The sequence below is a fragment of the Methylobacterium gnaphalii genome (assembly GCF_007992215.1).
Lineage (GTDB): Bacteria > Pseudomonadota > Alphaproteobacteria > Rhizobiales > Beijerinckiaceae > Methylobacterium > Methylobacterium gnaphalii.
In genome coordinates, this window is record NZ_BJZV01000001.1 from 367,843 (window position 1) to 380,368 (window position 12,526).

General features: G+C 70.2%; 13 protein-coding genes and 1 pseudogene. 9 read left to right on the plus strand and 5 right to left on the minus strand.

Features of this window, described 5'->3' with window-relative positions:
- The first annotated feature begins 126 nt into the window (after positions 1 to 126).
- Positions 127 to 2,412, plus strand: a pseudogene (locus MGN01_RS01705) (ComEC/Rec2 family competence protein).
- Here MGN01_RS01705 and lexA read toward each other — a convergent pair.
- Entirely contained in the window at positions 2,406 to 3,134 is a 729-nt protein-coding gene (lexA, locus tag MGN01_RS01710) for a transcriptional repressor LexA (RefSeq protein WP_147044829.1), read from the minus strand. The pseudogene MGN01_RS01705 and the gene lexA overlap by 7 nt on opposite strands.
- 203 nt (positions 3,135 to 3,337) lie before the next feature.
- On the opposite strand from lexA, the gene MGN01_RS01715 reads away from it, so the two are divergent.
- The 4 genes from MGN01_RS01715 (at position 3,338) to MGN01_RS01730 (ending at position 6,784) form a co-directional block, all read left to right on the plus strand.
- Positions 3,338 to 3,985 (plus strand): hypothetical protein, encoded by a 648-nt coding sequence (locus tag MGN01_RS01715; RefSeq protein ID WP_238258497.1) that lies wholly within the window; start codon positions 3,338 to 3,340, stop codon positions 3,983 to 3,985.
- A 116-nt stretch (positions 3,986 to 4,101) separates the two neighbouring features.
- Positions 4,102 to 4,521, plus strand: coding sequence for a DUF2147 domain-containing protein (locus tag MGN01_RS01720; RefSeq protein WP_147044830.1), 420 nt, complete (start codon positions 4,102 to 4,104; stop codon positions 4,519 to 4,521).
- Between the two features lie 133 nt (positions 4,522 to 4,654).
- Entirely contained in the window at positions 4,655 to 5,083 is a 429-nt protein-coding gene (locus tag MGN01_RS01725; protein ID WP_147044831.1) for a hypothetical protein, read from the plus strand.
- Between the two features lie 78 nt (positions 5,084 to 5,161).
- Positions 5,162 to 6,784: a cation:proton antiporter gene (locus MGN01_RS01730; RefSeq protein WP_147044832.1), complete on the plus strand. Its 1,623-nt coding sequence runs from the start codon at positions 5,162 to 5,164 to the stop codon at positions 6,782 to 6,784.
- Positions 6,785 to 6,979: 195 nt separating this feature from the next.
- Here the strand turns inward: MGN01_RS01730 and gshB are convergent, their stop codons facing one another.
- A complete protein-coding gene (gene gshB, locus MGN01_RS01735; RefSeq protein WP_147044833.1) occupies positions 6,980 to 7,927 on the minus strand; it encodes a glutathione synthase in 948 nt (315 codons plus the stop codon).
- A 160-nt stretch (positions 7,928 to 8,087) separates the two neighbouring features.
- A complete protein-coding gene (locus MGN01_RS01740) occupies positions 8,088 to 8,384 on the minus strand; it encodes a hypothetical protein (protein ID WP_147044834.1) in 297 nt (98 codons plus the stop codon).
- Positions 8,385 to 8,890: 506 nt separating this feature from the next.
- Here MGN01_RS01740 and MGN01_RS01745 point away from each other — a divergent pair.
- From MGN01_RS01745 to MGN01_RS01760, 4 genes are read left to right on the plus strand one after another with little or no spacing between them, the layout of a single operon-like run.
- Positions 8,891 to 9,106: a hypothetical protein gene (locus tag MGN01_RS01745; RefSeq protein WP_147044835.1), complete on the plus strand. Its 216-nt coding sequence runs from the start codon at positions 8,891 to 8,893 to the stop codon at positions 9,104 to 9,106.
- Positions 9,103 to 9,903, plus strand: a complete 801-nt coding sequence (locus MGN01_RS01750) for a hypothetical protein (RefSeq protein ID WP_238258498.1) — start codon at positions 9,103 to 9,105, stop codon at positions 9,901 to 9,903. Before MGN01_RS01745 ends, MGN01_RS01750 begins: the two co-directional genes overlap by 4 nt.
- Before the next feature lie 39 nt (positions 9,904 to 9,942).
- On the plus strand, positions 9,943 to 10,626 hold the full coding sequence (gene rnhA / locus MGN01_RS01755) for a ribonuclease HI (RefSeq protein ID WP_147044836.1): 684 nt from the start codon (positions 9,943 to 9,945) through the stop codon (positions 10,624 to 10,626).
- 8 nt (positions 10,627 to 10,634) lie between these two features.
- The gene (locus tag MGN01_RS01760) at positions 10,635 to 11,192 is read left to right on the plus strand and encodes a DNA-3-methyladenine glycosylase (RefSeq protein ID WP_147044837.1); all 558 of its coding nucleotides are present in this window, start codon (positions 10,635 to 10,637) and stop codon (positions 11,190 to 11,192) included.
- Between the two features lie 3 nt (positions 11,193 to 11,195).
- Here MGN01_RS01760 and MGN01_RS01765 read toward each other — a convergent pair whose 3' ends face one another.
- Complete coding sequence (locus MGN01_RS01765) at positions 11,196 to 11,807, minus strand: DUF1254 domain-containing protein (protein ID WP_147044898.1); 612 nt, start codon at positions 11,805 to 11,807, stop codon at positions 11,196 to 11,198.
- Entirely contained in the window at positions 11,807 to 12,499 is a 693-nt protein-coding gene (locus tag MGN01_RS01770; protein WP_147044897.1) for a DUF1214 domain-containing protein, read from the minus strand. The genes MGN01_RS01765 and MGN01_RS01770 overlap by 1 nt, the downstream gene beginning before the upstream one ends.
- Positions 12,500 to 12,526 lie beyond the last annotated feature (27 nt).

Below are 12,526 nucleotides of genomic sequence, written 5' to 3' on the forward strand. Positions count from 1 at the left end.
GTGGATCGACCGCGCCGTTTGGCGGGGTCCGGAGCCCGATCCGGTTCGGGCCTGTAGCACGGGCGAGCCGATGCGTTAAGAAAGCGTGACGCGGCCCGGCGCATGGCGCCGTGACGGGGCCGGACGATGGCTGGGGAGCGCGCGGCAGCGGCGATACGAGGCCTTCCGGCCCGCGCCGCCGGTCGCCTGCCGCTGCCCTCGCTCAACCTTGACGCGCTGCGCGACGGCTTCACGGGCGCCATCGCCCTGGAGGCCGGCCAGCGCCGGCTTTTTCCGTGGCTCGCGGTAGCCTTCGGCGCCGGCATCCTCATCGAGCTCACCGCGACCCAAGGGCAGCCGAACCTCGCCGCGCCGCTGGCCGGCGCGGGCCTCGCCCTCGCGGCGACACTCGCGCTGCGCGCTCGGCCGGTGGCGCTGGCGTTGATGCTCGGCCTCGCCGCCGTCCTTCTCGGTTTCGCGGCCGCTGCCTATCGCGTGGCCAGCGTGGCGAGCCCGGTCCTTGCCCATACCACGATCGCGCCTCTCACCGGCCTGGTCGAGGCGCTCGACGAGCGCGAGCAGGGCGCACGGCTCATTGTCAGGGTGATCGCCCTCGGCTCCCTGGAGGAGGGCGTGCGACCGACGCGGGTGCGGGTCTCCTATCGCAAGGCGCAGGCGATCCGGCCCGGCGACCGGATCAGCGCCAGCGCTCGCCTGCTGCCCCCGCCCGAGGCCGCGCGACCGGGCGGCTACGATTTCGCCCGCGACGCTTACTTTCGCGGGATCGGCGCGGTCGGCTCCCTGACCGGGCGGATCGACGTGATCCCCTCCACCGAGCCGCTGCCCTGGGACCTGCGTCTCGCCGCTGCTGTCGACGATGCCCGCAACGCGGTCACCCGCCGCATCACCGACGCGACCGGAGGGCAGGCCGGTGCCGTGGCTGCCGCCCTGGTCACGGGCAAGCGCGGGCTGATCTCGCCGCAAACCAACGACGTCCTGCGCGCCGCGGGGATCTATCACGTCGTTTCCATCTCCGGGCTCCACATGGTGCTGGCAGCCGGCGTGGTGTTCTGGCTGGTGCGCGCGCTGCTGGCCCTGGTGCCGATCCTGGCCCTGACCTGGCCGGTCAAGAAGATTGCGGCCGGCGCGGCGATGCTCGGCGTCACGGCCTATTGCATCTTCTCGGGGTGGGACGTTGCCGCCGAGCGCTCCTGGATCATGACCATGGTGATGCTCGGCGCCATCGTCGTCGACCGGCCGGCGCTGAGCATGCGCAATCTCGCCCTGGCGGCGATGATCGCGCTGGCCCGCGAGCCGGAGGCGCTGCTCGGGCCGAGCTTCCAGATGTCGTTCGGGGCCGTGGCGGGGCTCATCGCCTGCTCGCCCCTGCTGAGTGCACGGCTCTTCGCCGGGGAGCGGCGCGGCTGGCTCGGCCGCAGCGTCTCGTTCGTGGTGACGGCGGTGGCCGGGACGCTGGCGACAACCCTCGTCGCGCAGATCGCCACGGCCCCGTTCTCCACCTTCCATTTCCAGACCGTCCAGCCCTTCGGCCTCGTCGGCAATGCCCTGACGCTGCCGCTCGTCTCGCTCGCGGTGATGCCATCCGCCGTGCTCGGCATTCTCGCCTATCCCTTCGCCCTCGATCAGCCGATCTAGTGGCTGATGGGGCAGGCGGTGCGCGGCATGCTGGCGATCTCGACCTGGATCGCCGGCTTCGGCCAAGCGAATCTCGTGGTGCCGGCCTTCGGCCCGGCGGCCGTGGCGCTGCTCGCCGGGGCCCTGCTCGTGGCGACGCTCTCGGTATCCCGCCTGCGATGGCTGGCGCTCCTTCCGGCCTTGAGCGGCGTGGCGCTGGCCGCGGCGCCAACGCGCCATGACGTCTTCATCGATCGGGAGGGGGCAGGGGCTGCGGTGCGCGGTGCCGTCGGCCGGCTCGCGATCCTGGGCAAGCCGCCGAACTTCGTGCTGGAGCAGTGGCTGAAAGCGGATGGCGACGGACGGCGTCCCGATCAGGTCGCGGCGGGGGAGGGCGGGCACTGCGATCGGCTCGGCTGCACGATGCGCGCCGCGGATGGCCGGTCCATTGCGCTCGCGACGGACAAGCGCGCCTTCCACGAAGACTGCGCCCGCGCCGATATCCTGATCAGCCGCCGGGACGCGCCGCCGGGCTGTGCAGCCGCCCTGATCGTCGACCGGAAGTTCCTCGCCGAGCACGGCGCGGTGACGATCCGGCTCGATCCTGCTGGGCCGGTGCTCGCCACGGTTCGCAAACCCGGCCCACCATCGCCATGGCGGGCCGCTTCGGCGGTCAAGCCGCCGGACAATCCGGCTGCCGCCGTTGATCTGCCGTCCGGCTTTGCGGCCTGGGCGAAGAAACCTGGGGAGGAGCCCGAACCGCCGGCCGACGATGCGCCCGTCGAGCCGCTTCAGTAGCGGCGAACGAGGCTCACGAGGCGGCCCTGGATCTGGACCCGGTCGGGCCCGAGCACGCGGGTTTCGTAAGCGGGGTTGGCCGCTTCCAGCGCGATCGATGAACCGCGGCGGCGCAGGCGCTTCAAGGTCGCCTCCTCGTCGTCGATCAGAGCGACGATGATGTCGCCGGTCTGCGCCGTATCCTGCTTGCGGATCACGACGAGGTCGCCGTCCAGGATGCCGGCATCGACCATCGAATCGCCGCGCACCTCCAGCGCGTAATGCTCGCCGCCCGCGAGGAAATCCGGCGACATCGCCACCGAATGGCTCTCGTTCTGGATGGCCGAGATCGGCGTACCGGCGGCGATCCGGCCCATGACCGGCACCATGACCGACCGGCCGTCCTGGTCGAAGATCTGCGTCTGCGCCGGCTTCGGCGGCGTGGCCTTGGCGCGGCCGCCCTCGACCACGCTCGGTGTGAAGCGGCGGATCTCGGCCTGAGGCGCCGGCTGCGGCCGGCTTGCCACGGCCTCGGGGATGCGGATGATCTCGATGGCCCTGGCCCGGTTCGGCAGCCGCCGCAGGAAGCCGCGCTCCTCAAGGGCCGTGATCAGCCGGTGGATGCCGGATTTCGAGCGCAGGTCGAGCGCATCCTTCATCTCGTCGAAGGACGGAGGGACGCCGCTCTCGCTCAACCTCTGCTGGATGAACTGGAGCAGCTCCAACTGCTTGCGCGTCAACATGCGAGCCACCTGGGATAGAGCGATCACCGAGGGCGCGATCGCCGAAACAAACCGCGAACACGTTAAACGTTCCTCAAGTGTTCCGCAAGGTACTCTCAAGCTCGCGCGTGAGCACCGCATGCAGTCTGCGCGTCCGTGCCGATGGACGTCTTCGGCCGGACGCCGTATTGCGCAGCACAATGGATGCGGATGCCGATGGTACGATGAGACCTGAGCGTGGCAAACGAATCGCGGCCTTGGCTCTGGCGGCAACCGTGGGCAGTACTGCGGTGGTGCCGGGCGCCGTGGCGGAAGAACCGGCAGCGATCCGTCCATCCGATGCGAAAACCGGGACCGAGCGCTTGATCGAGACCCTGAGTGCGCGTCTGCTTGCCGCCCACAGCGCCACCGCTGTCCTGGAAGCCTGGTGCGCCGAGCGCGGCCTCGCGACCGATCCGCACCTGACGGCCGTCCGCGTGCCCGGCCGGGACAAGCCGCTTTCCGCCGCTCAGCGCGAACGGTTGCAAATTGGCCCCGACGAACCGGTCCGCTACCGTCGGGTGCGGCTGACCTGCGGCGGGCACGTGCTCTCGGAGGCCGACAACTGGTACGTGCCGGGCCGACTGACCCCGGAGATGAACACCGTTCTGGAAACCACGCAGACGCCGTTCGGCCGCGTGGTCCATCCGCTTCTGCCGAGCCGGCGCAATCTCTCCCTGAAGATGCTGTGGACGCCGACGGAGGCCGAGCCGCCGGGTCCGGAGCGGAAGCTGTTCTTCGTCGAGGCCGTGCTCTCGACGGCGGCCGGACTGCCGTTCTGCGAGGTCGCCGAGACCTATACCGGGGCCGTTCTGGCACGCGGCGAGCACTGACGGTCGGCCTGCAAACCCTCGCTGCGGCGGCCTCCGGGTCGGCTTGCACGGTCGCGGGGTCGCGGGCTACCGATGCTGCGAGAGGCTTCGCATCGAACGCAGCCCGAGGAGGAACCATGACCGCCAGCCGCGCCCTGCGATCCCTTGCTCTTGCGGCCCTGGCCATGCTCGCCGCCGGTCCCGGGCTCGCGCAGCGGGGCGGCGATCCGAGCGGGACGTGGCTGACCGAGAGTGGCGCGCGGGTGCGGGTGGCGCGCTGCGGCGGCGGCTATTGCGGCACGCTGGCCAGCACCACCGGGTCGGGCCTCGACGTCAACAATCCCGATCCGGCGCTGAAGAGCCGCAAGCTCGTCGGCGTCCAGATCCTGACGGCCACGGCGCCGAGCGGCGACGGCTTCGAGGGGTCGCTGTACAATCCCAATGACGGCAAGACCTATTCCGGCTCGATGACGCCGAAGGGGCCGGACCACCTCGCGGTGGCGGGCTGCGTGCTGCGCGTGCTGTGCAAGAGCCAGACCTGGACGCGGGTGAAGTAGGCGCAGCGGCTGCATCTCCCGAGAAGGCTCGATCTGCGCGCTCTTGTCCCTTGGAGGCCGGCGAGCGCGCAGGCTATGTCCCACGCGTTGTGAGCGGCTCACAAGAAGCCGCCCGATCCGAGGAACGCCCACGATGATGCTCCGACACCTCCTGATCGCCAGTCTCCTCGCGGGTGCCACGGTTCCCGCCGCGGCGGAGGATGCAGCGCCCCCGAAGCCCATCCGGAATGCGCCGGCCCCGCAGGCCCTTCAGCTCGCGGCCTATGTCTATGCCGCCTCGAATGTCTGCGGATACCGGATCGGCGTGCCCGAATTCGACGCGCTCCTGGCCAAGATGAACACCAAGGCCGAGGATGTCGGGCCGCGCGGGGCGTTCGGGTCCCATATCCAGGGCATGTTCACGATGATGTCGAACGACATGGCCCTGCATCGCGAGCAGTCCTGCATCGCGGTTGCCGGCGAGTACGGCCCGCAGGGCAATATCGCCAAGAACGTGCTCCAGCCGGTGCCGGCGGACGAGCAGGCCCCCGCCACGCCTCCCGCGGCGAAGCCGGCCCAGTAGCGGTTCGCGCGCTCACCGCCGGACCATCGTTCGAAGGATTCTCGTCCCAACCCATCCGCGCCCTATCTCCCGTCCGGCATGTTTGTGTTCGAATGGGTCGTCGGGGTTTTGGTCGGGGCCGTGCTGCTGGCGGCCCTCGCGCGACGCGTGGGCGCGCCGTACCCCGCCTTCCTCGCGCTTGGCGGGGTGGTGCTGGCCGTGATGCCGGGCGTCCCGAACCTGCGGCTCGATCCCGAACTCGCGCTGACTCTCTTCCTGGCGCCCGTCCTGGTCGATGCGGGCTACGGCACTTCGCTGCGCGACATGCGCATCAACTGGCGGCCGATCGCCGGTCTCGCCGTCGGTGCAGTCGCGGCGACCACGGTCGCGGTGGCGATCGTGGTCAAGCTGCTCGTGGCGGATATCCCGATCTCGGCGGCCATCGTCCTCGGCGCGATCGTGGCGCCGCCCGATGCCGTGGCGGCGCTCTCGGTGCTCGCGCATGTGCCGCTGCCGCACCGGCTCACCACCATCCTGCGCGGCGAGAGCCTGCTCAACGATGCCGCCTCGCTGCTGATCTACCGGCTCGGCGTTACCGCGGCGGCCACCGGCCATTTCACCCTATCGGAGGTGGCGCCGGCCTTCCTGCTCGGCGTGGTCGGCAGTCTCATTGCCGGGCCTGTCTTCGCCCGCCTCTACCTCTGGTCGATCCGCTGGGTGCCCGATCCCGCGAGCAGCATCATCCTGCAATTCGCGGCCGCCTTCGGCGTGTGGATCGCAGCCGAGGCGGCGGGGCTGTCGGCCGTTCTCACGGTCGTGACCTTCGCGGTCACGGTGGCGCGCTACAGCCCCGAGCGCACGGCGCCGCGCCCGCGCGTCCTGTCCTACGCGGTCTGGGAAACGGCGATCTTCGTCCTCAACGTCATGGCCTTCGTGCTGATCGGCAACCAGATCGGCCCGATCATCGAAAGGCTTCACGCCGACCAGCACCTGTCGCACGCCCTCGTCGCGGGCTCCGTGCTGCTGACGGTGGTTCTGGTGCGGATTGCCTGGGTCCTGCCGGCGAGCGGTATCCGGCGTATGGGCTTCGCGGCGAAGGCGCGCGTGCCGAAGGGAGAGTCGTCCGATCTCGGCGACGCCTTCCGAAAGGGGATCGCGGCCGGCGGACGCGAGCCGCCCGATCTTGGGCCGGGTGCCGGCTTCGCGGTGTCCTGGGCGGGGATGCGCGGCCTCGTCACCATCGCCGGCGCCCTGGCATTGCCGGAGAGCGGACCGAACGGCGGTTTCCCCTATCGCGACCTGATCGTGCTCACCGCCTTTACCGTGGTGCTCGGCACGCTGGTGATCCAGGGGCTGACGCTGCGTCCGCTCCTCGCATGGCTGAAGCTGGAGGACACCGATCCGGTCGGGCATGAGGTCGGCTGGGGTCGGGCCGAGGCCTATGGCGCTGCGATCAGCAGCCTCGAGGGTGACGATTCCGACATCGCCAAGGCGCTTCGACGGGAGTTCCGCCTCGTCGTCGAGGAGGCGGAGGAGCACGAGGAGGGCCTCGCGCCGGAGAAGCTGCCGGCGGACGACGCCCGCCGCCGGGCGATCCAGGCTGCCCGCGAGCGGGTCCTCGCGCTGCGCCGGACGGGGGAGATCGGCGACGATGCGTTCTTCATCCTGGAGCAGGAATTCGACTGGACCGAGCTGAGCGCGACGCCGCGGGCCGAAACCTGATCTCGAGGAGGCTTTTGAGGCATCCGGGCCTGCTCCGAGGGGCCTCGCCCCGCATGGCGCGGGACGCGGAGCAGGCCCCACCGCGAGACCCGGATCCACGTCTCGGTTCCGTGCGCGCTCGAGAGCGAGCGCGATCTTGCAGAAGTACGGCTGAAGCGGCCGGCGAGCGTGGGCCCGAGCGCCCACCGAGACGGGTCAGCCGCGGCCGACCCGCGCCTCGATCGCGTCCCAGACCGATACCGCGAGATCCGGGCCGCCGAGCCGCTTGATGGCGCGGATGCCGGTGGGCGAGGTGACGTTGATCTCGGTGAGATGCCCGTCGATCACGTCGATGCCGACGAGGATCAGGCCGCGCCGCTTCAGCTCCGGACCGATCGTTGCGCAGATCTCACGCTCGCGATCGGTGAGTTCGGATGCGCCGGCCGCGCCGCCGCGCACCATGTTGGAGCGGATATCGCCCTTGGCCGGCACGCGGTTGATCGCGCCCATCGGCTCGCCGTCGACGAGGATGATGCGCTTGTCGCCCTCGCTGACCTTGTCGAGGAATCGCTGCACCACCCATTGCTCGCGGAAGGTCGCGGCGAAGAGATCGAACATCGAGCCGAAATTCGGATCGTCCTCGGTCACACGGAACACGGCGGCGCCGCCATGCCCATGCAGCGGCTTCATCGCGATGGTGCCGTGCTCCTTGCGGAACCGCTCGATCTCCGCCTTGTCGCGCGAGATCAGCGTCGGCGGCATCAGCTCGGGGAAGTCGAGGACGAACAGCTTCTCGGGCGCGTTGCGGACCTCGGCCGGGTTGTTGACCACCAGGGTCTTGTCGACGATCGCCTCGAGTATGTGTGTGGCCGTGATGTAGGCCATGTCGAAGGGCGGATCCTGGCGCATCAGCACCACGTCCGCGTCCGTCAGCTCGATCCGCTCGATGGGACCGAGCACGGCATGCGCGCCCTCGACGTCCTGCACCGTCACCGGCTCGACGCGAGCGACCACGCGGCGGCCCTGCATCGAGAGCCGGTCGGGCGTGTAGTAGAGAAGCCGGTGCCCGCGCGCCTGAGCTTCCAGCATCAGTGCGAAGGTGGTGTCCCCGGCGATGCGGATCGCCTGAATCGGATCCATCTGGACCGCGACGGTGAGGGCCATGGGTATCCTCGATCGTTGGTGGGAGGTGGCCCCCTCCGGCCGTTGGTCGGGCTCTCGATCACGCGGTGCCTCGACCGGAGCGGCCGAAACCCAGCGTCATCGATTCCATATCTGTGCGCAGGCGCGGCGCGAAACCCGTCTCCGCTTGTCCCAGCCTGCTTTATCTCCTGCCGGTCTTGCCAGAAGCGCGGCGATCATAATCGCCGATGGCCGCTTTGCACTCCGCCGAAAGCCGGGGCCGGTTGCGGTTCATGCAATTGTCGGCCTCCGAGCTGTTCGGATCGACGCCGGCGCAGAGGCGGAAGAAGTCGTTGGCGCAGTTCAGCTGAAGGCCTGGATCGTCACGTTGCGCGAGGGCGGGGCTCGTTGCGGCGAGGACGAGGGCGAACGGCGCAATCTTCAGAACCGTCGACAGGCCCTTCGTCGGCCTCGGGAATCGTGCCGTATCCAGATTCATACCGATGTCCTTATGCGCTTACGCTCGTGGCGTTTCGGGACGGCATATCGGGCGCCGCCGAGCGTAAGCAAGCGCGTCGGATCGCCCGAACCATCCGATGGGCGACGGGGTCGCTTGCAGGCAACACACGCTGCGGGATGCTCGCCGATACGAAGAGGCCCCGCTCTGGGGTGAGCGGGGCCGAAGTGGAAGGGAGGAAACGCCCGCCTTGGGCGCATCTCCAGAGGCAAGTCGTGTGCCAAGCCGCGCCGCCGTGCCATTCCAGGACGGCGTCCGACCAGATCCGTCGCCCCCTCGCGCTATCGCCGGTCGCCTGACGCCGCTGTTGCAGAGATGTTTCGGGACGATCGCGAACGTCGCTTGGAAACTCTCCGTTAACGATGCCGTGCTGATCTTGGCCCGCACCAAGCCGGGCGGCGCTCTTGTCCGGCGATGTCCCACCGACTGTTCCCATCCGGGCAGCCGGCCGGGACGACAGCCGCATGGAACCGGACGGGATCTTCCGCATGAACTCCCGCAGCACCCTGCACACAGGCCGTCCGGCGGAGCTTCGCCCGTCGGCTACGGTGATCGCCCTCTCGCAGCCGGCTACGCGCCGCTTCCGGCGCGACCCGTCGGATGCCGAACCCATGGGCCGCATCCTGTTCTTCACCGGTGTCCGCTACGAGCGGATGCCGGACGTGCAGGAGGAGCCGACGGTCCGGCAGCGCAAGCGCTCGTGACCACGGCCTTCGATACCACCCTGCCTCGTTTCCTCGCGATCGCCGGCCTCGCCCTGATCGGCGGCTGTGCCCAGGAAGGTGATTTTGGACGACCGGCGCCCGGCGCCTGGAACACGCTCATCGATTCCACCGGCTCCATCGCGGCCCGCCTCCGTGACGAGCCGTCCTCGCCGTTCCCGCTCACAGACGATGAGCAGCAGCTCCGCGACCGGGCTTGGCGATTCTTGATGCCGGCGCAGGGACGGGCCGCCTTCCTCGACGTTCTCGCGAACCTGACGCGCGCCCGCGTGCTGCCGCCGAACTGGCGGGAGTACGATATCGAGGGCTATCACGACGATCTGCTCGCCGGCTCCTTCCGCTCGCCCGTCTCGCGCTATGCCCGGCTCTCGGATGACGCCACCGCGGATGGCCGGCTGATCCCGCCCTTCGCCGCCTTCGCCGCGCGGGTGATTGAGGCCGACAAGCTGCGGCTGCACAGTCTGCCCTTCACCCGTAGCCTCAACGACGATGACGTGCGCAACGCTGCCATGCGGGTCGCCGAGAACCGCTGCCTGATCGCCTGGGTCCGGCTGGAAACCGGCCTGCGCGTCGGCCGCTATCGCTACGCACTCGAACATTTCATCGTCGAGATGCCGGGCCGGGAAGCTGTCGGCGCCGAGCGCGCCGTGGCCTTTCTCGACGAGCGCCGCCAGATCCTCGCCGGCCTGCTGCCGCCCGAGGCCGAGGCACGCTGTGGCCTCGTCCGGCTCGAAGCGCCGCTGGTCGGGCTGGCCCCGCCGGTGGTCGCGAAGTACTGAAGCCCTCCGCCGGCCGATTCCCGATCTTCGAGACCAGACATGCGAACCATCGTCTATGCCGACGGGGGCTGCGACCCCAATCCCGGTCCCGGCGGCTGGGGGGTCGTCATCCAGGCGCCCGACGGCCCGGTCGAGCTGCATGGCGGCGAACTCGTCACCACGAACAACCGCATGGAGCTGACTGCGGCGATTTCCGCGCTCGAATATTTCCCGGAGGGCGCGGCGGTCGAGATGCGCTGCGACAGCCAGTATGTCGTGAAATCCGTCACCGAGTGGATTCCGGGCTGGAAGCGGCGCGGCTGGCGGACCGCGAGTGGCCCGGTGAAGAACGTCGATCTGATGGAGCGGCTCGATGCGCTCGCCCGCACCCGCGACGTGCGTTGGACCTGGGTGCGCGGCCATTCCGGCGAGGCGGGTAACGAGCGGGCCGACCGGCTTGCTGCCCTCGGCCGGCGCATGGCGCTCGGCTTGCCCGCGACGGAAGAGGAGGCGCGGCCCGGAAAGCGGCCGGCCGCGACGGCGGCGGCCTCTGCCACAGCGATGATGGTTGATGCCGAATTGGCGGCCCGGATTGCGCAAGCCGCCGAGCGGGCCGGTCTTCCTCAGGAGGCGTTTGTCGAGGAGGCGCTGCGGTTCGCCCTCGAACTCGGCCCGGAACGGGTCGCGCGCATCCGCAAGGAGGTCGCGCTGGAGAGCGCGCAGCCGTCCGGCCAGCTGCTCTGACCACCGGCGTGAGCCCAGGCTTCTTCCACCGGCCGGCGGCAGAGGTTGCGGCGGACCTAATCGGCCACACACTCCTGGTCGGGGGCGTCGGCGGCATCGTCGTCGAGACCGAGGCCTATGACCGGGACGACCCAGCCTCGCACAGTTTCACGGGGCCGACCCGACGCAATGCGAGAATGTTCGGCCCGCCCGGCCACGCCTATGTCTATCGCTCCTACGGCCTGCACTGGTGCCTGAACCTCGTCTGCGAGCCGGGCAGCGCCGTGCTGTTGCGCGCCATCGAGCCGACCGATGGCCTGGACGTGATGCGGGAGCGCAGGGGCCTGAGCGATCCGCGGCTGCTCTGCGCCGGGCCCGGCCGGCTGTCGCAGGCGCTCGGCGTCACCCTGGCGCAGGACGGGTCGCCGCTCGACCGCGCGCCTTTCACGTGGCGTCGGCCGGCAGCACCCGTGGTCGTCGAGGCGGGCAGGCGCATCGGCATCAGCCGCGGGGTTGAGACGCCCTGGCGTTTCCTGCTCGCCGGCTCGCGCTTCGTCAGCAGGCCGCTGCCGCGGATGAAGGCTTGAGCCTCAACCGCCCGGCTTGGCATCCGGGCCGGTCGGCTCGTCCGGCGCGTCGATCGAGCAGGACACGGCGTCGACCGCCTCGTTGGCCATGGCGTTCTGGCTCGGCAGGCCGGCGATCACCCGCACCACCGCGAAGCCCTCTCGATCGGGCGCTATGATGCGCACGTCGCGGTTGACCTGGTTCTCGTCCGCCGAGGCCAGGGCCTCGTCGAACTGGGCGCGCGTCATGATCACGAGGTCGAGGGAGCCGCGCACCGCTGCCTGATCGGTCACGGCGTAGAACGCGCCCTTCCGATTGTGCACGGCGATCGACAGGTTCAGCGACGAGACTCGCGCCGAGACGCGCATCGGGCCGTCCTCGAGATCGTAGGCGCAGACGCCGACGGCCACCGCCGGGTCGGGCACCGGGAGCCATTCCTCCGGCGGCGCGGGCGTTCCGGCCACGGCGAGGCTGTGGATGCGCAGGGGATGGTCGAGGCTCTCGCTCTTGCGGGCCTGGGAGAAGGCATCCCCTTCCGCGAAATAGGGGATCGCCCGGACCGTCACGATGTGGACGATGCCGGCGAGCACCAGCGCGCACAGGGTCGCCAGGATGAAGCGGCTGCGGGTGCTCATCATTTGCATCCGAGGCGCGTGATCGCCGGCACTGTATTGCGGTCGAGGCTGCCGACGCTCGCCGCGACCGGCGTGTCGTAGAGCCGCAGCGCCAGGCGCACCGGGCCGCTCGGGCGCGGCATCGGCAGCCAGTTTCCGCTCTGGACCTCCTTGGCGATCGTGATGACGAAGCGGTCATCCGCCTCGCGCAGGATCTCGGTGGAGGTGAAGGCCTCGCGCACGGGCCTGGCTGCCGGATCGACCGCGCCGCGCCCGCCGATCGTCAGCGTCCAGGCCCGCGCCGGGGGAACGGCGCCGCCGACGGCGTAGGTACAGGACGCATCGAGGCGGCGGCCGTCATCATCCGTCGCGGCCGTCAGCAGCAGGCCTTCGCCAATCGCGAGGGGGATCTCGCCACGCCGCGCATTCACGGCGCGCGAATAGGGATCGGCATCGACCGAGCCGGTCTTCGCCCAGGCCGTCCAGGCACCGATCGTGGTGCCGCCGACCGGATAGCCGCCGCTGGTCGCGAAATCGGCGCTCGCCAAGCCGAGGGCCGCGCCGAGCGCGAGCGCGTAGAGCACGAAGCCGGTCCGCGACGTCCGGCGCAGAAAACCGCCCAGCGCGCCGCTGATCCGGGCGCCACGCGCGCCGAGCGACTCGTCCGCCCCTTTCGGCGTGCGCCTGGTGCGCGGGATGATCGCGCCGAACATGATGCGGGTGCGTGCGTTCACGGATGG